Source organism: Pantoea coffeiphila (genome assembly GCF_016909495.1).
GTDB lineage: Bacteria > Pseudomonadota > Gammaproteobacteria > Enterobacterales > Enterobacteriaceae > Erwinia > Erwinia coffeiphila.
On the sequence record NZ_JAFBFW010000014.1, the window covers coordinates 1 to 20,304 of the forward strand.

Annotated in this window: 25 protein-coding genes; all 25 read right to left on the reverse strand. The window is 54.1% G+C overall.

All coding sequences use genetic code 11. From position 1 onward, the window contains the following. Nucleotides 1-137 precede the first annotated feature (137 nt). Nucleotides 138-569, reverse strand: coding sequence for a hypothetical protein (locus JOE09_RS25170; protein ID WP_205067750.1), 432 nt, complete (start codon nt 567-569; stop codon nt 138-140). Between the two features lie 65 nt (nt 570-634). Further along, nucleotides 635-4,222, reverse strand: coding sequence for a tape measure protein (locus JOE09_RS25175; protein WP_205067751.1), 3,588 nt, complete (start codon nt 4,220-4,222; stop codon nt 635-637). 63 nt (nt 4,223-4,285) lie between these two features. Continuing rightward, nucleotides 4,286-4,714, reverse strand: coding sequence for a hypothetical protein (locus JOE09_RS25180; RefSeq protein WP_205067752.1), 429 nt, complete (start codon nt 4,712-4,714; stop codon nt 4,286-4,288). 376 nt (nt 4,715-5,090) lie between these two features. Beyond that, nucleotides 5,091-5,294, reverse strand: coding sequence for a DUF551 domain-containing protein (locus JOE09_RS25185; RefSeq protein WP_205067753.1), 204 nt, complete (start codon nt 5,292-5,294; stop codon nt 5,091-5,093). 144 nt (nt 5,295-5,438) lie between these two features. Then, nucleotides 5,439-6,131: a DUF6246 family protein gene (locus JOE09_RS25190; protein WP_205067754.1), complete on the reverse strand. Its 693-nt coding sequence runs from the start codon at nt 6,129-6,131 to the stop codon at nt 5,439-5,441. Between the two features lie 67 nt (nt 6,132-6,198). After that, nucleotides 6,199-6,963 (reverse strand): immunoglobulin domain-containing protein, encoded by a 765-nt coding sequence (locus JOE09_RS25195; RefSeq protein WP_205067755.1) that lies wholly within the window; start codon nt 6,961-6,963, stop codon nt 6,199-6,201. A gap of 58 nt (nt 6,964-7,021) precedes the next feature. After that, nucleotides 7,022-7,405, reverse strand: coding sequence for a phage tail termination protein (locus JOE09_RS25200; RefSeq protein ID WP_205067756.1), 384 nt, complete (start codon nt 7,403-7,405; stop codon nt 7,022-7,024). Beyond that, nucleotides 7,402-7,770, reverse strand: coding sequence for an HK97 gp10 family phage protein (locus tag JOE09_RS25205; protein WP_205067757.1), 369 nt, complete (start codon nt 7,768-7,770; stop codon nt 7,402-7,404). The genes JOE09_RS25200 and JOE09_RS25205 overlap by 4 nt, the downstream gene beginning before the upstream one ends. Nucleotides 7,771-7,772: 2 nt before the next feature. Then, nucleotides 7,773-8,135 (reverse strand): hypothetical protein, encoded by a 363-nt coding sequence (locus JOE09_RS25210; protein ID WP_205067758.1) that lies wholly within the window; start codon nt 8,133-8,135, stop codon nt 7,773-7,775. Nucleotides 8,136-8,231: 96 nt separating this feature from the next. Further along, the gene (locus tag JOE09_RS25215; protein ID WP_205067759.1) at nt 8,232-8,606 is read right to left on the reverse strand and encodes a DUF7370 family protein; all 375 of its coding nucleotides are present in this window, start codon (nt 8,604-8,606) and stop codon (nt 8,232-8,234) included. Between the two features lie 2 nt (nt 8,607-8,608). After that, entirely contained in the window at nt 8,609-9,010 is a 402-nt protein-coding gene (locus JOE09_RS25220; RefSeq protein ID WP_205067760.1) for a hypothetical protein, read from the reverse strand. A 9-nt stretch (nt 9,011-9,019) separates the two neighbouring features. Continuing rightward, complete coding sequence (locus JOE09_RS25225) at nt 9,020-10,099, reverse strand: major capsid protein (protein WP_205067761.1); 1,080 nt, start codon at nt 10,097-10,099, stop codon at nt 9,020-9,022. Nucleotides 10,100-10,108: 9 nt separating this feature from the next. Continuing rightward, a complete protein-coding gene (locus tag JOE09_RS25230; RefSeq protein WP_205067762.1) occupies nt 10,109-10,552 on the reverse strand; it encodes a hypothetical protein in 444 nt (147 codons plus the stop codon). Nucleotides 10,553-10,555: 3 nt separating this feature from the next. Continuing rightward, on the reverse strand, nt 10,556-11,740 hold the full coding sequence (locus JOE09_RS25235) for a DUF2213 domain-containing protein (RefSeq protein ID WP_205067763.1): 1,185 nt from the start codon (nt 11,738-11,740) through the stop codon (nt 10,556-10,558). A gap of 26 nt (nt 11,741-11,766) precedes the next feature. Next, nucleotides 11,767-12,750 carry a structural protein gene (locus tag JOE09_RS25240; protein ID WP_205067764.1) on the reverse strand — a complete coding sequence of 328 codons (984 nt, stop codon included), beginning with the start codon at nt 12,748-12,750 and terminating at the stop codon, nt 11,767-11,769. Beyond that, entirely contained in the window at nt 12,704-14,143 is a 1,440-nt protein-coding gene (locus JOE09_RS25245; RefSeq protein WP_338049391.1) for a DUF1073 domain-containing protein, read from the reverse strand. Before JOE09_RS25245 ends, JOE09_RS25240 begins: the two co-directional genes overlap by 47 nt. A gap of 9 nt (nt 14,144-14,152) precedes the next feature. Continuing rightward, nucleotides 14,153-15,625, reverse strand: a complete 1,473-nt coding sequence (locus JOE09_RS25250) for a terminase large subunit (protein ID WP_205067765.1) — start codon at nt 15,623-15,625, stop codon at nt 14,153-14,155. Continuing rightward, the gene (locus tag JOE09_RS25255; RefSeq protein WP_205067766.1) at nt 15,625-16,227 is read right to left on the reverse strand and encodes a hypothetical protein; all 603 of its coding nucleotides are present in this window, start codon (nt 16,225-16,227) and stop codon (nt 15,625-15,627) included. Before JOE09_RS25255 ends, JOE09_RS25250 begins: the two co-directional genes overlap by 1 nt. A 34-nt stretch (nt 16,228-16,261) precedes the next feature. Beyond that, complete coding sequence (locus tag JOE09_RS25260; RefSeq protein ID WP_205067767.1) at nt 16,262-16,426, reverse strand: hypothetical protein; 165 nt, start codon at nt 16,424-16,426, stop codon at nt 16,262-16,264. A 294-nt stretch (nt 16,427-16,720) separates the two neighbouring features. Further along, nucleotides 16,721-16,963 (reverse strand): DUF2560 family protein, encoded by a 243-nt coding sequence (locus tag JOE09_RS25265; RefSeq protein ID WP_205067768.1) that lies wholly within the window; start codon nt 16,961-16,963, stop codon nt 16,721-16,723. Nucleotides 16,964-17,423: 460 nt separating this feature from the next. Beyond that, entirely contained in the window at nt 17,424-17,831 is a 408-nt protein-coding gene (locus JOE09_RS25270; RefSeq protein ID WP_205067769.1) for a hypothetical protein, read from the reverse strand. Between the two features lie 57 nt (nt 17,832-17,888). Next, nucleotides 17,889-18,446 (reverse strand): hypothetical protein, encoded by a 558-nt coding sequence (locus JOE09_RS26235; RefSeq protein WP_239553297.1) that lies wholly within the window; start codon nt 18,444-18,446, stop codon nt 17,889-17,891. Further along, nucleotides 18,443-18,982, reverse strand: coding sequence for a lysozyme (locus JOE09_RS25285; RefSeq protein WP_205067771.1), 540 nt, complete (start codon nt 18,980-18,982; stop codon nt 18,443-18,445). The genes JOE09_RS26235 and JOE09_RS25285 overlap by 4 nt, the downstream gene beginning before the upstream one ends. Continuing rightward, complete coding sequence (locus JOE09_RS25290; protein ID WP_205067772.1) at nt 18,982-19,197, reverse strand: class II holin family protein; 216 nt, start codon at nt 19,195-19,197, stop codon at nt 18,982-18,984. Before JOE09_RS25290 ends, JOE09_RS25285 begins: the two co-directional genes overlap by 1 nt. Nucleotides 19,198-19,500: 303 nt before the next feature. Beyond that, nucleotides 19,501-20,265, reverse strand: a complete 765-nt coding sequence (locus JOE09_RS25295) for an antitermination protein Q (protein WP_205067773.1) — start codon at nt 20,263-20,265, stop codon at nt 19,501-19,503. Nucleotides 20,266-20,304 lie beyond the last annotated feature (39 nt).

Genomic DNA, 20,304 nt, shown 5'->3' on the forward strand with positions numbered 1-20,304 from the left:
GGCGCGCCGACCTGCGGCTGATCGGTGCGAAATCCGGTGTCCGTCTTCGGGTTTTTGTTGGACTTCTGCGCCAGCGGCAGCCAGTCGGGGTATGGGATAGCCATAGATTTCGCCATTAAAAAACCCGCCGTAGCGGGTTAGGATGCAGACCAGAGTCCAATTGTGAAGCCATCTACCTCACCAATTTTCAAGCGCCATAATGTTTCAGGCAATTTAATTGGTTGCGATCCTTGGTATACTCTGACGTCTTTAAGATGAATAAAACCAACATCATCAAAATCGTCCTTCAAATCGGTATAAAGATTGTCTTTCACTGAGTGAAAATACTCAACGAAGGCAGTTTTATTATCTTCGCTACCGTGTAATTTAGCGGCTGCAGCAATGATCTGATTGCACCATTCTGCACCACCAATGACATTACCACTGTAAATAGTACCTTTGACTGAGAGGGTTACACTGATCGACACCCCTCTGTTTGCCCAGCGGACAAAATCCACTAACAAGCTATCTTTAGCCGGTAATGAATATTGCACATCAGAGCTTTCATCTTTTAAAGATTCATCAGTCATGCATACCTCATTTGAGTGTAATTAAATATCGTGAGAACCAAACAACAATGAAAATTAATATAATATCAACCGCCGGTCGCCCGTCTTGGTGCATTATGATGATTAGCGATGGTCTGCCCGATTTGACCACCCTGAGCAACATTGTAGCTAACAATATCAATAACGTCCTGCCCTGTTAGCGACTTCGATGTTTGCACATCCACACCTGAGCCGGTGGCATACTGATAGACGTTAATGATTGGTGGTAAAGCCGCGCCTCCCGTTGATACGCCTCCCGAGGCAGAACTGCCACTTACTCCGGCCTGTGCGTATTCTTGTCCGGTGGATGCTTTCCTGATCGCTGGAGAACCGCCGCTAACATCACTATTGCTGAACACCCGACCATTGTTACCCGGTAGCATGTAGCTTTTGCCGCCCATCTGCAGGACTTCCGGCAGGTTACCTTCACCAAACTCATACAGACCACCAGCAGATACCGGGCCGCCATTTTTGCGCCCACCCAGAACACTCATTGCCAGCCCGGCTGTCTGCGCCGTCTGATAAGCGCTTAAACCGGTTGCTGATGCAGTTCCTCCGGTAGCTATTGATGCTGCTATCGCTGCTGGAGTCCAGGCGGCAAGCGCGGCAGCACCACCAGCTGTGGCAGTGGCAGCATTGGCAGCTTGTGTAGCGGCGCCGAGCGTTTGGGAAAGGATGAAGTTCTTCAGCATTTCAACGCCGGTCTGCACGATAGAGTTGAGCACGCTGTTGAGAATGGTGTTGCCGAGAGAGCGCATGGCTTCCTGCGCAGACATCGTGCCGGTTAGCAAGCCCGTCAGTGCATTCGATGCGTTGCCGGAGAAAGAGTCCACCGCGCTCGTCAGCATGTTGTAGCCTAAGCCCTGCTGGCTGAGCAGTTCCCACTGCGCCGCAGTCATCTGCTGATTAAACTGGTTCTCCTGAGCTGTGCGCAGCGCCAGATACTGAGCGTCGGTATCCTGCCGTGCGGCAATATACTGGTCGTAGGTGATGCTGCCAGACTGGTAGCTCTGCTTGAGTATCGCCTGCTCCTGCTGCTGATACTGCTGCATGAGGGCCAGTTTCTGGTTGTTCTGATTCGCCAGCGCCTGAACAGGGTCAATTTCGCCCCGCGCCTCTGCTATAGGATTAGCACTCACCTGCTGAGCCCGGATTTTCGACAGTCGCACCTGGTGTTCCTGCTCCAGCTGCTCGGAAGCGGCGCTGTACTGCTCCTGGCTGATGAGCAGCTTACCGTTAGCATCCGTTGCACTCTTCAGCATCTCCAGCTGCGATTTCTGCGCGGTATAGTCGGCGTTTTCTTTCAGCTCCGGAACGGCGTTGCGAGCTTTGATGGCGGCAGCTGTATCCCAGATGGCGGCTGCATAATCATGGGCCTGCTGAATCTGTGATTCTGTTGCGCCCTTACCCAGCGACTGCTCTGCGCGCAGGATGGCCTGCTCGCGACTTAACTCTTGTGTGGAAACGGCTGCCAGCTCGGATTGCTGTTTGAGGCTCGCCAGTTTCTGCGCCACCGATTCAGCTGACGATGCAGTCTTTTTCTCCTGCTGCTCGCCTTTCTGCTGCTCTTTGCGCCTTTCTTCTTCTGCCTTCTTAAGGTCAAAGTTTTCTCCAGCAAGCCTTTGTGCATCCGCGATCTGATTTGCGTTACTGGTTGTTTTTTCGGCTTCAAGCTTGGCTTGTGTCACTGCTCTTTGGCGCTCATCCTGAATCTTCAGAAGCTTGTTTTGTTCTTCCAGATGCTCTACGTATTTAGCCCCTTCTTTTGTTGCAGGGGATATCTGCAAGGATGCTGGTTTGAAGTTCTGCCCAGCTTGATTGGCTCGGTTAATTTCGTCAGCGGTCAAGCCAAATGCCTTTGCTACAGCGCCTTGAACCTGCTCAAGACTAAATCCTTTTTCAACCAACCCATCATGCACACCCATTGAGGTCAGCATATTGTTGTTTAGCGTTCTTGTGGCTTCTGATGCTGTTTCAACCGTTCTGGCAAGTCGGTTTCTGGCAGTGGATAAATCTCGTGTCTTTTGATTTAACTCATCAAAGACTTCTTTTTGTTCTGCGGCATAACTTGTAGCCATCCCCATCTTCTCAGCTGCTGACTCTGCTTCTGGGGTGAAGTTGCTGTATCTTTTAGTTAAATCACTTACTGTACCTTCGAGGCTACTTATCTCCTCTTCTTGTGCGCGGATGGATTTATTCGCGTCAGAAATAGTTCCGCGAAGCTGCGTGTTGTCCATCGCCTTCATTGATGAATTAACCCGATCAAGGCTGTCGGCAAACCGGAGCGATTCTTCCCTTGCTTGTTGAGATTTCTGCCAAAAGTAGAAAATAGCCGCTGCGGCAAGCATTGCGGCTCCCCCAGGCCCTCCAATCAAAGCAAAAGCACTCCTTGCAAGCCCAATGCTCGCGGATGCGGCCCTTGCAGCAGTTGCTGCGCGAACCGAAGCAGACGCCTGAGCATCTTCAGCTATTTTTAATTCAATTGAGGCGGCGGTGGCTCTTGTTTTTGCTGCGATAAGAGCATTCATAGCCAACATTTCAGCTGCACTACCTTTAGCAACGTTATACTCTGCTTGAGCAAGAGCCAATGCAGACAGTGTTGCTTCTTTATCGGCAACAGCCTTTCTCTTAACCGAGTTTGCGGCTACCAATGCCGCTTGCGCGGACTGGTTATTAGCAGCCGCTTGGTGCTGTGCAGCTAAAGCAGACTGAATTTGAGAAGAGGCTGACATTGTTAATGCACCAACAAAGCGGCTTCCCATAATCGCAGCCACGGCAGTTAATGCAGCGCTAAGGACTCCTATATTTTCGCTGGCTGTGACTACGGCATTATTAAATACCCCAGCCCCCGTTTTTACAGTCGAACTTTCACCAAAAAACTTAGTTATGTTATTACCAGCGACTTGGAGCGCCTGGCTGATCGTCATTGTAGTGTTGGCAAACTCAGCACCAATCACCGCCCCTTGGGAAAGCAGGCCATTTACCACAACATCCGTCGTCAGCTTGCCCTGCGCAGCCATATTACGCATTTCACCAATACTGACTCCCATGGAATCAGCCAGCGCGACGATCAGGCGGTTACCCTGCTCATTTACTGAGTTAAATTCCTCACCACGCAGAGCGCCGGACGCCAACCCTTGGGACAGCTGAATTATTGCGTTTTCTGCTTCTTGCGCTGTTGCTCCTGAAACCACAAAGCCCTGATTAATGATCGTCGTGAGTTTGCTCAGGTCGCCAGCGCTTGTCCCGTACTGCCGGGTCGCCCTTTCCAGGCGAGCATACAGCGAAGCAGTGGCATCTAAACTACCGCGCGTCTGCTGTGTAATGTTAAATACGCGCTCAGTCACTTCCGCGAGCTGTTCATTCGGACGCAGCGAGTTGGCTAATTTGTTATTTACGGTAGCCCAGGCATCCGCGTATTCAGAAACCTGCTTTACAGAGAGCGCAGTGGCAAGCGCTACAGCAACGCCTGAGAGGCTGGACATCGAGCGTTCAGTGTTATTAATAGACCGGGTCGTGTTATCGAAGCCCCTCTCCATCAAATCAAGGCGCTGATTTACACGCTGCTGAGCCACAAGAAGACCTTGTACATCCATTTCGATATCGTAATAAATTCCGCCTGCGCTCTCTGACATTTACTTTTCTCCGGGCATAAAAAAACCCCGCAATAGCGAGGCGATTAGTGATGATGGAAATTCTTACTTTAGGAAACCAAATAGAAGAAGCACCACAAAGACGGCCCCAATCCATGGCAATATCCGAACGATATCTAGCTTCCTTAAGTCTTCTTTTTCAATACCTTGCAGTTTTTGATTGTAGGTTTTCTCGGAAATGTCTAGGTCATGATTTGTTAACGCCATCTTTTCTTCAGTAAGAACCCCAGAAAAATCAGCAGCCAAATCAGAATATTTAGACTTCATAATATTGGCGAGCATTTCAGCAACAACATCATTAACATCTAGCTCAGCAGCATGCTTGTTACCACCTGATAACTCTATGTCCAATATATATTGGTGTTGATTTTCCGCAAGAAATCTAACTTTTTTGCGGTCTACTTTAAATTTGCCTTCTGTCCCTTCTATTTCTTTGAAAAAATCATCAACGTTAAAATCATGCTCTAAATCCATTACCCACCCCCATCAGCAACAAGTCACCAGATCGTAGCGGGGAACCGGCGCAATGGGAAGCAAGAAACCGACTTGAGACTCAGCGAGTTTTCACTGATCATTTGTCAGGATTCTTATTGGTAGTCACATGTGTATATTGAATGTTGGGGTTTCCCAAGGGCAAGACTACACAGGCAATCAATGAAAAAAATCACAGCAATTCTTCTGGCTTCACTGCTGGGCATTATGTCTGCTTCAGCTTTTGCGTGCCCAAAAGGTCAGCATCCGCATGGCGGAACCGGCTCCCATCATAAGGGCGGCTATTGCTCGTAAGATGGAGACATAACGGGCAAGGATGCCCAGATAGCAAAAAAGCCCACACAAGCGGGCTTGTCACTTATGACCAGGGTGCAGCAGGCAAATACATCCAGTGAGTGATAACGAGTGTTGAATACAGAGTGTTTCCGCTCAATACAGCGTTATGGAACTTACTGATATCGTTATAGCATGCCGTTCCAATACCCTTATCTGTTGCAACGATGACCATCTGACGCTGAAACTTTGTATCTGGTAAAGCCTCTCCAACTGAAATCCAATTCACGGCATCCCTCCTGGTTGAGTGAAATCAAATCTTAGTATGTGGACGTTCGATGACACTCTAAATCATAAGTGCGGATCAAGTTTTAGGGTAGAGGGAAACACAAAAACAGCTTCAGCGCGCGACGTGTAAATAAGTCTTCCGCCTTCACGCCTGTTCCTGTGCCATCATTGCCTGCCAGCGGCGATCGTCTTCATCCATGACTTCGTCGTACTCTTCCCGGGTAAAGCCTTTCTGATTCGAGTATTTGGCGGCAATCATCATGGCAAACTCAGTCATCGTGAGGTTTTCCGCTTCTTCCCGACTGATGCCAAAATGATTACGCGCCGCCATGATGTAGTCGGCACCACGAAACTCAGCAGTGACATCATTTGACTCATAACGCTGCAACTTGCGCACCTTCGCTTTGCCGACGATGCCGTGCATCATCAGGTTTTGCGCGACGATAACCATGTTTTCTGGCGGCATGCTACCTGACCGCCAGACAAATCCGCGCTTTCCCGTCTTCCCTGGCTTCATCCATCCGACCAACTCCCCGATATCATCGTCGCAGCAAGCGGTGAGAACGGTATGAGCGGCCATGATGGCCTTACGGGTTAGTAGCCCGCTCTGGATATAACGTTGCACGCAGTCTGGGAGTCGACTGTAATCATCGCGAATATAGGCCTTAGCCGCACGCTGCAGCAAAGGGGTGACTTCATCGTTGCACAGGTCATAGAAAGCCTGGACGATTTCAGCCGGTTCTCCTATGCGCGCCATATTGCGAAATGACGGACGAAAAAAGTAATCCCGGTCATCGGTACCGATCACGCATTCGCCTAACTCTTTAATCGGATTCATAGTTGCTCCATAAACAGTATCAAGGGCGCCGGAACGCCCTTTGTACTGCTCACGCGGCATCGGGCAGTTAGCTGATGGTGACAGTGCATGCAGCTGAAGTAATTTTCACCGGTGAAACTGAAGAGTCGGTGACTTCGCAGGTGTAAACGCCGGCATCACCAGCCACAGCACTGGCCTTGTTAAACGTGGCCGTCGTTTGTCCGCTGATAACCGCTCCGTCTTTCTTCCAGACGTAGGTATAAGGCGCCGTACCGCCCGCCACCGCCACTGGCATATTCAGAGCAGATCCGGCAGCAACGCTTTTGGTTGCCGTCAGATTCGTAGTGAACACCAGCGCGGGGCCAGCCACCTCAAACACTACGGTGTCAGCATCGTAGACCTTCCACTCACCGGAGAAGGTGGAAATGTCGGATGTTCCGAAATCGCCAGACCATGATGTGGTGTTGAAATACCCCATGATGTAGGTGCCGGCATCTTCACCAACAAAGTCGAAACGGACCCAGAGGGTCGGCTGCCGGCCAGCCTGCACTTCATCGAAAATGTACTTCGAGATAGCGATGGCACCAACTTCGGTTCCTTTGTCCTTCTTGCGGAATTCACCTTCACCAGAAATAGTGAAGTCCATATTGTTGACAAGGTTCTCAACCAGACCTTTCGTATCGTCAGCCTCAGAGGTGACGGTATTCATGGAGTAGTCAAAACCTTTCGTGGTTAGCGCGCCCAGGCGCTTCCATTCGGAAAGAGCCGGAACAGTATCAGCACAGCCATAAGCCATGCGGAGTACCGCTGTTTTCCCGATCAGCTTACCGGTGTCATTCTGGCAGCCCTGCATGTGTACCTCTCAAATAAAAAAGGCCGCCAGATGGCAGCCTGATGGGTGATTCTGGCGATTATTCGCCGTATGTGCATGAGACGAGTAACCGGGTAACTAACCGGCCCTCCTCAGTGGGTATAGCTGACGGAATACTGCCAACGAGGCTGAGCGCACCAACACAGCCGTCAGCGTCGACCTGTGCGCTGATATAGGAAACAATGGCGTTGACCGCCGTATCTGCGGCGTCAGGATTCGATTTGGACGCGATAATATCGACCATCACATACCAGTCGCCACCGAGGTCGTAGGCAATATCAGTACCGCCCGATGGCCTGAATACGATGAACTGATCGGCATCTTTCCCCGAGTCCCGCCACTGTCGCCATTGCACCTTGAAGCCGGCCGTGAGTCCTTTGGCAACAAACAGGTCTTTCAGGCGCATATACATCGCCGGTGTCATAGTTTCAGCTCCTTCTTAACCACCGCGTCGATCAGGCTGCGGGTGTCTTCGAAGCCTTTCTTTAAGAACTCTTTCTGCGCAGTCGAACGCCTGAAGTTCTGTTTAACTTCCGGATCGTGAACAAAGACTGCATAAGACGCCGTATAACCAACACGCCCGGTCACTCTGACGCCGTTAGCGGTGATTTCCCGGAACTGGCTGTTGATGAGCGTTGATGTGTCAATCGGCGTATAAAGCGCTGCCTGTGAGCTGCCAATGAGCATTGCCGACTGCAACGCACGAACAACCTTTCGCCCCTGAACGCCCTTGATAATGCGATCGAGGTTAGCTTTAGCCTCGCGGATACCGCGAACTTTAGCGCCCATAATCAGACTCCGGTAATCAGTGCAAAATCATCGGCAATTCGTTCGAACGTATCAGCGAAGCGAATCACCTGCCTTATCTCGTCGGCCTCTGCAGGCGGTACTGATGCGGATGATGCCCCGATCAGGATGTAATCACCCTGCCTGGCCTCAGCGTATTCACTCCAGATCGTGTTTTTAACCACGATTTCCCGACCGATGTCGCCGATTTTTGCAGAGAGACCGCCCTGATAGTCACTGAGGATGGCGATCGGCGATTCCCACCCGTACGGCTGACCTCCGCCGTCGGTATCGCTACCGTCAGCATCGCGTATGCGCCGCCAGATTGTCGCTGTCGCGGTGTAACTCCAGCTGGCTGCTCGGCTCACAATGGATACTCCAGGTGCTGATCCGGACAACCGGGGCAATCCGGGCACTTCTCGCAGTCCGGCTTATCTTCAGGCTCGTCTTTCGGTTCGGACATATCACCCTCCCACAACATCAAAAAAGCCCACGCTGCTGCCAACGTCGATCGGTAAGGCCGACGTGCAGCCAGACTTATCGAGCGCGGCCAGCGTATTGCGCATGTTTTTAATATCGCCGCTGTAGTCGAACGACTGCGACGCACCGGATGGTGCCGACTGAGACTTAATGCGCTGGCCAGACGCGGTGACAGCCATCAGGGTGACGGCGTAAACCTGAATCAGCATCAGGTCGCAGTCATCATGGCCGGCAGCCTCCAGGCAGGCGCTGATACCCTCCAACTTGCAGAGGTAGGCATCGATCATGAAGTCCGGAACGGTGTAACCCAGCGCAGATAACTGCTGTTTTACCTGCGCCGCTGTTATCTGCACTGTCATGGTTATTTCGCCTTCTTCTGGATTTCCGCCAGCGCCGCTTCCGCTGCGTCAGCGCGCTGTTTCTCGATCTCCAGCGCTGTGGCATGAGCCTTCTGAACCGCTTCAAGTTCAGCTGCGTGAGTGGTGGTAGCCGCTTCGGCCGCATCCTTGAGCACCTGCACCTCCGCCAGCGCCGCTTTAAGCTGCGTCTGCAGCTCAGATGCGCTGGACGAGGTCGAAGTAGACGGAGCAGCCACCGCAAAGGAGAGCTTTTCGCCCTTCTTCTCGGTCGTTTTCTCTGCCTTACCTTCGGCCAACCACTTTTCGGCGATCGCATCGTCAACGTCGTACACCACGCCAGCCTCCAGTTTCTGGAAGCTGGCACCCGCGAACAGATTCGCAGAGAGAATTTTCACAAGTGCCATGGTGACCTCTTAGCTGGAAGCGTAAATGACGGAGAACTTGCCGTTGATGTCCTGCTTGACCATCAGACCGGCAGCACCCCAGGTGCGCCACACGTAATCGCTGTTGTAGAACTGGCGCGGATCGGCAACGGTACCGAACGCCTGGCCGACGATTGGCGCGATGACGCCCGCCTGCAGAGGCACAATCAGGACCTGATTGCCGGTGAGTTTGGCGTCTTCTTTAATCGCCGAGATACCCGACAGCTTCAGCAACTCTTCCAGCACGGTGCGGGTTTTGTTGGTGGTGTCGTAGTACTGCTCCAGGTTGGACATGATTTCTGCCGACACGTACCAGGTCTGCTGACCGTACTGGAAGTTCTGCACCTTCAGCACGTCCCGCAGTGCGATGGCGGCTTTGCGCATCGCTTCCGGATCGGTACTGGTGGCAAAGTTGATGGGCAGCGTAACGTGAGCAACGCGATCGTCGCCGCGCAGGCCTTTCCAGGTGTAGTTGTCAAACTTAATGAAGTTCCCTTCACTGTCCCGGAAACCATCCCAGATGAAATCGACATACTGACGACGCACATCATTCACTGAACCTGACTGAGCATCTGCCAGAGAGGACAGAGCAGAACCTTTGTTGAACACCGGGTCGCGCCAGTTGAACTTAAAGCCGCTGTCGTGAATTGGCACCATGGTGCCGTCGAAGGTGTAGCTTTTAGCGTCCAGCGCCGCGCCGACCTGGCCTGACATGGATGTGTGCGCCCAGCCGCGGCCACCGGTGCGGGCGTACTCGTACACCGACTCCTCCAGACGTACAGAGCGGGACAACGGCGTCAGGTCGTTCAGCAGCGTGAACTCGGTATTGGGTTCGAACTGCGCCAGCACCGTCTGGTCGTAAGAGCGATACAGGCGGCGGATATCGTCGACTGCGTTGATGGCATCCAGTGCGGGTGCGTTTGCTGCGTCACCACGCGCACGGGTACGCGCGATAAAGTCGGCAACGGCCTGCGCACTGGCGTTGCGTGCGAACTGAAGTTCCTGGAACTGAGCCGCATTAACCTCAAGGTTATTGGTCTCGGTCGCCAGACGGGTTGAGAATGAAAACATTGTCGCTCCTTATTTGAACACGACGCGGACAAGATCGCCGGCTGCAGCGGTCAGGTCTTTATCTTCTTCGACATAGGCGAACACGGTATCTGGCGTGTCGCCGGTGGTGGTGGCTGGCTTGATGCGCCCGTTGGCGACTGCTACCGGGTCGCCCTTACCGTAGGTACCGGCAGCAGCACGCAAGTTGAGGAAAACGCCCGGCGTCGGTTGGAATGCAACTACCCAGTCACCAGCAGCGATCGTGTCATCGACCGTTTTGCAGCGCAGGTAGTCGTAGTTCGCCACATAATGGATGGCTGCGGCCTTGCCGTCGGTAGCCGCGGTGAACTTGCCGTTTACGAAGGTGCCAATGGTGCCAGGCAGAATATCTGCCGCCGCAGAGCCCTCGCGGTGGAGCTGCGGGTTAGCGAAGATGCCACCCGCGTGAATTACGTGCTTTCCGTCTTTAGCCATGACTTACTCCGGCATGTCGCTGAATGAATTGGTGGTGGACTGCTGGCGGTGTGCGCCATTCAGGCCGAAAGAAGTCGGGCACTGGGCATACAGGCCATCGAGGGCGGCGCCGTCGAGTGCGTTAACGGCCAGATCGTCGAGGCCAAACTTGGCCTTAACGGCAGCGCGCTTTTCGCCCTTTTCTTTGTCGGCATTAACCGCCAGACCGCTTTCGATGGTGGTCAGTTTGTCGGCGAAAGGCTTGAACCATGCCGGCGCTTCGGCGCTGTTGTTTGCCTGCTCGCGCGCATCCTTCTCGGCTTTCTCGCGGGCCGCCTTCTCTTCGGGCGTTTCAGATTTTTCGGCGGCCTTTTCGGCTGCCAGCTGGTTGTACGCGTCCATCAGCTCTTCATCGGATTTGCCTTCGGTCGGCTTACCCGCGGCTTGAAGCGCGTTTACGATCAGTTCTTTCATCGGATCAACTTCCTCTTTGACGGAATCGCTGTTGGCGCTGAAAAACGCCTTTAGCTGAGTAAAAAATGATTTAAACGACGGGTCATGCAGATCGGGAGCATTTGCTTCGGCCAGGTTCACAACTTCGATTTCCAGCTCATCACCATCGGCATTCACGAAGATGCCCACCCCTTCGCCTGGCGTCGCCGCACCCGGTTCATCCATCAGGATCGCCACGTGGTCGAACAGCATGTTGGTGGCGATTTCGTTGTACTTTTTGCCCTTCGACTCGCCGTTAGCCGCGATGCCGGAATAAAGCAGGCCGGTCGAGATATGGATAGGCTCGACGTTGCTGCCAGCGGCCATCTCGTCCAGGCGATTCACCAGGCGTTTGCCCTTCTCGCTGCCCTCGGCGTACTGGCGATCGACGTACATATCGCCGGATACCTTGCCGTCGGTATGGGTCACGTTCTGGAACCATGCACCGACGTGGTAGTTATTCACCGCCCGGACGTCACGAGCAGACACGTGCTTGCCGTCGACCTTCGGGTGACCGAACGGCATCGGGTTGCGCTCAAGGGTGTTAAAGGCCTTGCTGATTTCTGCTGCCGGGTACAACTTCCGGTTCATCACAATATCGTCGACAACGGGCGTGACGCCGCGAACCACGATATGTGGCTTGCCGTCGATAGTTTCAGTGGTGATTTTTGAAGCGGAGTTGACGACGGTCAGCACGTTAACGCGGTTGCGCTTCATGCTGGATCCTCATTGATTGTTGATGGTCAGGCGGCCTGCTTCCATTTATCCCGCTCTTTGATTAGCCGGTCGGTCACGCCTTTGTTGGCGATCTGCCCGTTTTCATCCAGCAGGCACGGTATCTGCGAGCAATAGCAGTTGTAGCGATTCCCGTTCGCGGAGTAGAAATCCCGCACCTCTTCAGTGGTGTACACGTTGCCACTGCGCGAGGCATGCCAGGAGCGCGTCGTGGGCTTTAGCGCGGAGATCCAGAGCACTGCCGTGTTCAGCCCCAGCCTGTCCCGCGCCCAATCCGTCTCCAGCCACTGAGCCTCGCGCAAGGCGCCCACCTGTTCGGTCTGAGCGATGTTCTTCGCACTCGACATTGAGACATTGAGGCGCTTACTGACGATGCTGGCCGTTTCCAGCGGATTGACGCCGCGACCTATCGAGCTGGAGATCACGTTTGCCAGATCCGCGCGAGCCGCATCGCTGATGCCCTTCCAGTCGCTGTAAGTCGAGACGTAAGCCGCAGCGATTTGGTTTTGCAATGCCGGACTACTCAGCAGCTGCGCCAGGGTGGTCTGCTGCGTGTAAACCTGTGACTGCGCCGACAGGTTGGTAAACGCCTGCAGAGTGCCGCGCTCATACTCAGCGCCAACGTAGCCCAGCGACCACAGATTCTGGCTCCCGCCCTCCAGCAGCGCATCATCCAGTATTGTCTGGACAATCTGCAGCAGGTCGGCGAGCTGCGGCGCGCTCATATCGTAGATGAATGTTCCGGCATTTACCTGGTAAAGCGTATCCGGTCCGTCGGCATTGTTGCAGGCCATGAAGCCCTGCCGGACGTTAATCGCACTTGCCGTTCCGGTCAGCCGCTCGTCAAACAGCACCCTCAACCTTCGCTTGATTGCCAGATACCGCTCGTCGATGTCGCGGAACATCCGTCCAACCTGTCGGGCTGACTGCGTGGGGTCGGCTTTGTTACGCGGTACGATTGGCGTCCCGATCCGGGTCGTCGCTGTCGTCATTTAGCGGGTCCTTACCGGATGGCTTTGCGTTGGGGTCTGGCAAATCGGTCTCTTTCAGCGGCTCCATCTCACCCACGGCGCGCACTTCGTTGGGCTCGATGGCCGGTGTGCCGTACGCCTGCTGTGTTTTCTGCGCCACGTCGGCCATTGCCTGCATGTTGGCGATCTTCTCTTTCTCGCTCGGGGCGAGTAAGTCGGACCAGGCCAGCGTTACCTCACCGGATAAAGGAGCTTCAATGGCGCCCATTGTCCAGAATCGCTCCAGCACAGCGATCACCACCGCCGACATAAAACCCCAGCGGCGGCCATTGCAGCGTTTCGCCCAGTCCGTCTTATCCTCGTCGGATGCCAGGCGGCCGGTCTGCTGACCGAACTGAATGGTGAACGGGCACTGGATTGAGGCGGCGAACTCGTTGGCGGTGACCGTCCAGGTTGGTGCCGGATCGGCAGCTGCGACGGACAAAACTGAAGTCGTACCGGACTGAGTAACCAGAGCGGCGTCGGTCCCCCGGTTCAGCTTCATCATTTTATCGTTCATGGCTTCGCCGAGGTCGTTGTACCCGGCGTCTTTTGCCATCTGAGCGATGGTTTGCATGTCGGTTTGGCTATCGAACGAAATACCCAGCTGGCGGCTGGCATTCTTCAGAAAGCCCTCCGCGCTGCCGCCGGACACCTTCTCCAGATCGAGCAGCTTGTTATATCCGGCGCGCAGCAACGGCACCCCAGATAGCATGTTCTCATCCTCCGAGCCCTCGCTCAGGATGATGATGCGATCGGGGTGAACGGTGACGCCGCGCACTGGGCCGTAGGTGCCATCGTCACCGACCGGTTGCTCGTTGAAGTTATAGTTGACCGGCTGGCCGTAGGTCTCCGACATCGTGTCGGTGTCGAAGTTACCCGGTTTTATCTGCGACTCCCACGCGGGGATCAGCTTAACGATGGCCTTTTCTTTCAGCCTGCCAACCGCCACCCGGTCAACCGGCTGATGCCACTCGCGACCGTCTTTGAACTGGATCAGAAGCGCCGAGTACCGGCCAATCAGGTTACGCCGATCGGCATCCTTGATTTTCGGCCAGTGCTTCTTCAGCAGCTTGGTTACCTGTTTTTCCCATGGCGTGGTATTGGTCGCTTCCTTCGCCTCGCTACCGTCGATGATGGTCGGATTGTCCACCCAGCAGCTATCGAGCAGCTTGTGCACCGCGGCATGAGCCACGGCATTACGCTCATAAGCCCGGTAGTACTGCTCGAAGCCAACCTGATCCGGATATCCGAACTCGTCCCAAAGCTTCGTGCGCTTCGTGTTGCCGTTTACTCCGGCATACATCGACCGCAGGCGGCCAACGGTAGCAGCCAGCGCATTGACGAGAAAATTTTCCCGAGGTTGTAGATTCACTGGTGCTCCTTAGAAGAAGATGGCGCCGACTTTTTTATGGTTGTTCTTCGCCACGGCAAAGTAGCGGAACCCATCGGCACCGTGCGATGTTGCGTCGTGAAGCGGCTTATCTTTCCAGCAACCGCGCTTGTCATCCCACTCTTTGCGGTAGCCCTCCAGGTGGGTGATGCCCTCGCTGCATTTTTCCTCGTCAAAGACACACTTCGGCAGCAGCTCGCGCACCGACTCAATGCCGGTATCGACGCCTGTTTTCGGTACCACCTTGAAGGTCATGGAATACTTCTGACCGTCAATCTCGTACCCTTCCCGCGCCAGTTCCTTACGGGATTTGGCATCAGAGCCGAACTCGCGATTTTCGATATCGTGCGGCCCCCAGTGCTCGCCGTACTCATAGCCCCGGTCCTTCAGCACCTTCATGTAGTGCCGCAGGCCTTCTCCGGAGTTTTCGTAGTAGTCGATAACGTGGAACTCCTCGCCGACCTCGCGTACGAACCAGATAGCCGTGGAGTCGCCGACACCGATATCCCAGAAGGTGTGCACCGGCAGGTGTGAGTTATCGGGCAGCGCGCCGATCCGCTTATTGGTGTAAAGCCAGCGGAACTGTTTGGCGTAGTAAGCACCCTCGACCGACTGCTGGAACGCCTCCGCCGGAATGGTCGGATATTCACGTTTCATGTCGTCGCCGAGCGTCTTCTCTTTGGCGAAATACCAGGCCTTCTGCCGCTCGTTCAGCACGATGCCGTGCTTTGCCTCCATCTCGGCAAAGTATTCAACCAGGCGCTGCGGGAGCGGCTCTATCGGGTCGATTGCGTACTGCGGATTCTTCCACCATGAGAAGAAGAAAAACTTCCAGTCCAGCGGCGAAAGTGGCTTACCCTGCAATTGGGCTTTTTCGGCGATCTGGCAATAGTCGAAGAAGTAGCCTGCCCGCCCCTCTGCTGTGCTTTCGATCGTGGCAAAGCATCCTGTCGATACAGCTTCAAACGCACCAGTAACGATTTCCCGGGCTTTCTCCGGGTACTTGGCGCATATCTTGCCGAACTCGGAAACGTGCAGGTAACGCAGTGTACCGCCGCGAAATGAGGTGCTGACGTAGAGCGAACCGCCCTTTTTGAAAACCAGCTCGCCGGCGGAATCATTGCTGGCCGGGTTGGCGGCTTTTATCTCGTCTGGGAGATTGTCGTAGGCGAATTTCACCTTCTCGCGGAACAGCCGCTTAGCGTCGTTCAGCGTGTGGGCGATCAACGCGCACTTGGCAGACTCGAACAGCGCGGCATCCAGCTGGATAATGCACACCTCGGTGGTAAATCCGAGCTGGCGCGCCTTCAGAATGATGTTGCGGGTATGGATACCCTCAAAGTACTCGCGCTGCTCGGGCGTCATCCTGAACCGAGTGGGCTTGCCCTCTTTGTCGGTGATCCAGTACAGGTTGTTAAGCCGCCAGTCCTTATCGGCCAGCAGCTTCAGGTGCTCAGGTTTCATCACGCCCCCTGAGACAAGGTATCCATGAGGTCAGAAAGTTTTTTAACGGAGTTGTCGCCCTCTGGGCCGTCGATGTCGTAGGCCTGACGCTCCAGGCTAATCAGGTTCTTCAGCGCGTCGCTCAGCGCCTTCACCGACTTCACGCGTTCCGGCATGCTGATGATCGACTGGTAGATTTCGTTCAGGCGGTCGCGGCCGTTGTCGTCGGGATCAAGCATCAGCTCACCGAGTTTACGCAGCGCGCCGACGTCTGCGCATTCAGCGCCAAGTTCGTCGAACAGCGCGTTGGTTATCTCACGCGCCCGGCGGATATCGCCGCGATGCTCCATGCGGACGGTGGCAATGACCTCGGCATTTGCTTCAATCAGTATCCGTTCATTGGTAGCCGTTTCGGTGGATACCACCCTGGATACCTCGCGTTTGGATACCAACGCGTCCGCCTTGGCTTTTATCTTCGCCTTAAGATCGCGCTCCCACCCGTCACGCTTTGCGCGCTTATTGATGGCACCATGAGTGATGCCATGCTGTGATGCAATTTCTCTTACAGACAACAAACCAGCCCGGTAAGCTGATTCGATAGCCTCCCAGTCAGGTGATGCCATGCGTTAATCCTATTTATGGAAGTCGTTAAGGAGGCTATCGCTTATCGCCATGAAGAGTGACCTCTTCGCCTTCGCGGATTAGCTCCATTTTGAAGCATAAATTTACAAGCCAGTCCCATTTAGTCAGTGCTCCGATAATGAGGATCGGCTTCATAAAACGCCGTAGCGTTACTTTGTAGGTCAGTATTCCAATAGCCATTCAGAGTTTCCTGCTGGTTCAGTTGATATAAACCCGGGGATGCAGTTAACCGGTCTCTGACGAAACATCCACAAAACTCTGGCAATGGCGCTTAATCAGCACCATTTGCAGAACTTTGTAAAATCGCTTTCATCTACCATCGCAGCGACTGGCGACCATGAGTGAGCGCCCCTGACTGGCGTCAGGAGTAACACGGTATTGGCGTTTTTGATTCTCTCTGTGCGCTAACTGTCAGGAGCCACAGATCGATGCTGACACAGAAAGACGGCGACGGCCTGCGCCCGCCCGGAGGGGTTATTCGGTAACTGCGGTGGTATTGATTACTGCCTCTGCTTCGACTGATTCCTGCACTGCCTTCGTGGCGCGAGCTACCAGCTCGGACTCGCCATATACGCGGTTGTACTGCTGGATGAACATGCGATGTTTGAACGGATCGTCCTGGATGTATTTTACAGCCACCTTAATTGCTGCAGTGTCGTAACCCAGCGTGGCCAGTAGCTCCAGCTGGTTGGTCTGTTCGGTAGTGATTTCTGGCATGGGATACCTCAGGTGGTGGTTTACTGTCATGACGATGACCGGCACGCCAGGCATTGTGATGGCAATAAGATACTTACCGCAGGCAAAGCCATGCGGATATAGACAAATTAAACGGAGCAATAAACTGGCTTTTTTGTTGCGATAAGCTAATGTTTACCTCACTCTTCTCCAAGGGTTTTGTGCTTCGTCCCCCTGTTGATTGAAGCAATGTCAGCGCTATATCAACTCGCCTCCCCCGGGCGTTTTTTTGGTATAGCGCTTTTTTATTTTCGGTTTGATACAGAAAATCTTAAATAACTGGAAAAAGCAGAATCATTAGCTAATCTTCTCGATGAGGAAAACAAGCACTTTGATGTTCTTTCGCCAGCTTATTACTTCGACGAGGGTAAGCTGGTTTTTTTTCCTTGCGTTCCTGCTAAACCGCATCATCAGGCGCACTCGTAAATGCGCCTTGTGATGCTCACGCCAGTCCGCTTTTCACGGCGGCATCACGCGCCATTGAGCCCGCGAATCGCATAACCATGCTCGCCAGGAAATACGTCACGGCCGTAAAGATCCAGCCTGCATAACCCAGCAGCGCAAGCGTCAGTACAAATTGCAGCCGCCCCAAAAACTTGCCAATCCGACTTCGCTTTTTGGCTGCGTTCACCAGCAATTTCGCCAGCGACGTTTTCAGTGGTTCATCTGTCGATGGACCGTACATGCTGGCCGCGCAGATGAGAATTAGCGATACCGGGATCGACAGTGCCGTCAGAGACCAGCAGGCAGCCACAGATAACGTGACGAGCCCTTCAACCGGCATGAATACACCACCAGCCAAAGCACAAAGCAGCGCTGCACTGATTAACAAGGAAGCGAGCTTAATCATGCGTCGCTCCCACTTTCAATTTCGTCGTTCCACTGCTGCCGCTGCTGCACTGGGTTTTCACTGCCTTGAAGTGCCATCGTGTTTCTCCTGTCGGGTTTGTTCAATTTCTCGGATGCCAGCCAGTTGACTGTTAGCCTGGTCAATGGCTGTCAGCAGTGGGTCAATCCACAACACCACCTGGCAGTATGTCAGGGTGCCGGTGGCAGTGGCGTCAGTACCGGAGCTGTCAGCGATGCCGGGATCGGAACGCATTGCCCTGGCACGTAAACTGTTCGCGTACTCGAACAACCGGCCAGCAATGCCAGCAGGCACAGCGAGAGCACAGGTCGGCTCCGTTTTGAGGATCGTCCGGTATTCAATCTGCTTCTCCTGGGATGATGCCGTGATTTGTGCGTCGTACTGCTGGACAGCAGCGGCTATCTGGTTAAAGCGGTTGAACTGCATGGACTGCGTGGCAATGACACTGCTCTGCCGATCGTTATCCTTCTGCAGTTGCTCATTATCTTTGCGTTGTTCACTGTATTCACCGTGGTAGTAGACCGCAGCGCCGCCCAGCCCAATCAGCAGGAGCAGAAACACAGCAACCAGTACGACCGTTAATTTGGAGTCTTTCATTGGTCCAACCCCCAGCATGCCAGCTCAGACTCCTGATCACGGCGTTCAACCTGCCCGTAGCAGCCGCCGACCTGCCCTTTCGTCAAACGGCAATCTCGCCCGTTATCGTGTACCCACCAGCGCATCGCTTCACATGCTCCTTTACGGTCGCCGGCGTTCAGACGCTTATAGAACGTGGAAGGGAAGCATTTGCCGGGGCCGATGTTGTACGGACAGAACGAGGCAATACCGGCTTTCTGCGGCTCAGTCAGTGGCACCTTGATATTGCTCTCTACCCAGGCCAGCGCCTTGCGCTCCTCAATGGCGTTCACCTCCGCGCATTTCTCGGCAGTCAGCCGCATGCCCTTCACCACCGCTTTACCGTCAATGCGGGTCACACCGCGGCAAATTGTCCAGATCCCGGAACCATCGAGATAAGCCAACAATCGGTTGCCCTCTTTCTCGTCCAGAAACTGATCCAGAATGACTTTGGCAGGAGCGCCGGCCAGCACAAGTCCCAGCACGGCAGCGCTGAGTTTCGTTTTCAGGTTTGCCATTACTCGCCCCGGGCAGCCTTGCGCCGATCAGCCTTAATCTGAAAATAAAGACTGGTCAGGTAGGTCATGAAACCAAAGGCAAGACTGCCCAGCACGCCAATGGCGGCCCACTGAGAAGGAGTCACCTGATCCAGCAACTGCAAAACCCAGTACCCCGCGCTGCCGCCGGAGGTCCCATAGGCGATACCAGTAGATAGTTTGTCCATGCGATACATGCTCTCACCTCCGGCGATGCCGTGGCGCTGTGTGTGGATTGGAAGGGAAAGATAATGTCGCGACCGGCCAGACCATGTGAGCAGAATAGAATGCCTATTCACCTCATTACATGAGTCAAATAACGGGTACGTGAAAGAGAACGTCGGGCAGCATCGAAACGAGACTGCGGAAAGCAAAAAGGCCCCGCGTTTGCGGAGCTTCTGAATGTGTTTTATTGCCTGTGGGCATTGAAATCCCACGATGGGAGATATAATTGGTCAATTTCGGTCAAAATGCAATAGATTTCGACGCAACATTTCGACTTATCGCGTCACTTTGCAGAATGTAGCATCGGCAGCGCTCTCTTCGATGTCGCATTTACTGATCAGGCTTTCATAAAACGGCTTCCAGTTCCGCCGCCAGGTGCGTTCGTTCAGATCAGGAACCAGCGCCCGGACCGCCTTAAACGCGACAGTCGACGGCTGCCGCTTAAAGCCCAGCCCATCGCAGCGGTCACAATCCTTTTCCACTGGCAAGCCAAGAAGCTTCGAGCGCTTCAGATCCCGGACTTTACCGGAACCGCCACAACGGCATCGAGCTGACAGCTTTCCCTTGCCGTGACATGTCACGCACCGATTTTCCACCAGCTGCAGTTGATACGTCGGCGCCGTTTTTTCTCCGCAGCCGGGATGCGTCATCACCCTGGCCAGTGTATTCGTCACTCCCCTGCCGGTGCAGTCGGGACACTCCTGCGCATCGGCAGCAGAACGCGCATAATCGTCGTAGGCGAATTTTGCCAGCACTGACATACACTGACTCAATTTTCCCGCTGCGGCCTTCCTGAGAAGCGCTGGTGCTGTTTTACGGGCATATGCGAGCAGGTGCTGCACTGCTTTATCCCGATCCTGCTGACTGATGCCTGCTTTCCCCAGATACGCGCTCATACCAAAAGCGGCTTTGGCCTGGCACATGCCTATCGCGGCCATAACGTGTGTGCCGTCGATATTATCCGAGCTGGTAGCGCCGGGGCTGTCGGTGATCATCATCGTTTTCGGACTGAAATGTTTTAATGCGGCTTCGATTCTCACGTGTATCCCCTCTGGTATGTTCTTGTTATCCGGTACTGC

What these genes read in the sequence shown, in the direction of transcription:
- JOE09_RS25195 (WP_205067755.1), bottom strand. Translation starts at nt 6,963, where the DNA reads ATGCAGGGCTGCCAGAATGACACCGGTAAGCTGATCGGGAAAACAGCG.
- JOE09_RS25225 (WP_205067761.1), bottom strand. Translation starts at nt 10,099, where the DNA reads ATGTTTTCATTCTCAACCCGTCTGGCGACCGAGACCAATAACCTTGAG.
- JOE09_RS25170 (WP_205067750.1), bottom strand. Translation starts at nt 569, where the DNA reads ATGACTGATGAATCTTTAAAAGATGAAAGCTCTGATGTGCAATATTCA.
- JOE09_RS25180 (WP_205067752.1), bottom strand. Translation starts at nt 4,714, where the DNA reads ATGGATTTAGAGCATGATTTTAACGTTGATGATTTTTTCAAAGAAATA.
- JOE09_RS25240 (WP_205067764.1), bottom strand. Translation starts at nt 12,750, where the DNA reads ATGACGACAGCGACGACCCGGATCGGGACGCCAATCGTACCGCGTAAC.
- JOE09_RS26235 (WP_239553297.1), bottom strand. Translation starts at nt 18,446, where the DNA reads ATGAAAGACTCCAAATTAACGGTCGTACTGGTTGCTGTGTTTCTGCTC.
- JOE09_RS25205 (WP_205067757.1), bottom strand. Translation starts at nt 7,770, where the DNA reads ATGGGCGCTAAAGTTCGCGGTATCCGCGAGGCTAAAGCTAACCTCGAT.
- JOE09_RS25265 (WP_205067768.1), bottom strand. Translation starts at nt 16,963, where the DNA reads ATGCCAGAAATCACTACCGAACAGACCAACCAGCTGGAGCTACTGGCC.
- JOE09_RS25175 (WP_205067751.1), bottom strand. Translation starts at nt 4,222, where the DNA reads ATGTCAGAGAGCGCAGGCGGAATTTATTACGATATCGAAATGGATGTA.
- JOE09_RS25260 (WP_205067767.1), bottom strand. Translation starts at nt 16,426, where the DNA reads ATGGCTATTGGAATACTGACCTACAAAGTAACGCTACGGCGTTTTATG.
- JOE09_RS25200 (WP_205067756.1), bottom strand. Translation starts at nt 7,405, where the DNA reads ATGACACCGGCGATGTATATGCGCCTGAAAGACCTGTTTGTTGCCAAA.
- JOE09_RS25250 (WP_205067765.1), bottom strand. Translation starts at nt 15,625, where the DNA reads ATGAAACCTGAGCACCTGAAGCTGCTGGCCGATAAGGACTGGCGGCTT.
- JOE09_RS25290 (WP_205067772.1), bottom strand. Translation starts at nt 19,197, where the DNA reads ATGTATCGCATGGACAAACTATCTACTGGTATCGCCTATGGGACCTCC.
- JOE09_RS25230 (WP_205067762.1), bottom strand. Translation starts at nt 10,552, where the DNA reads ATGGCTAAAGACGGAAAGCACGTAATTCACGCGGGTGGCATCTTCGCT.
- JOE09_RS25270 (WP_205067769.1), bottom strand. Translation starts at nt 17,831, where the DNA reads ATGATTAAGCTCGCTTCCTTGTTAATCAGTGCAGCGCTGCTTTGTGCT.
- JOE09_RS25220 (WP_205067760.1), bottom strand. Translation starts at nt 9,010, where the DNA reads ATGGCACTTGTGAAAATTCTCTCTGCGAATCTGTTCGCGGGTGCCAGC.
- JOE09_RS25255 (WP_205067766.1), bottom strand. Translation starts at nt 16,227, where the DNA reads ATGGCATCACCTGACTGGGAGGCTATCGAATCAGCTTACCGGGCTGGT.
- JOE09_RS25235 (WP_205067763.1), bottom strand. Translation starts at nt 11,740, where the DNA reads ATGAAGCGCAACCGCGTTAACGTGCTGACCGTCGTCAACTCCGCTTCA.
- JOE09_RS25190 (WP_205067754.1), bottom strand. Translation starts at nt 6,131, where the DNA reads ATGAATCCGATTAAAGAGTTAGGCGAATGCGTGATCGGTACCGATGAC.
- JOE09_RS25285 (WP_205067771.1), bottom strand. Translation starts at nt 18,982, where the DNA reads ATGGCAAACCTGAAAACGAAACTCAGCGCTGCCGTGCTGGGACTTGTG.
- JOE09_RS25215 (WP_205067759.1), bottom strand. Translation starts at nt 8,606, where the DNA reads ATGACAGTGCAGATAACAGCGGCGCAGGTAAAACAGCAGTTATCTGCG.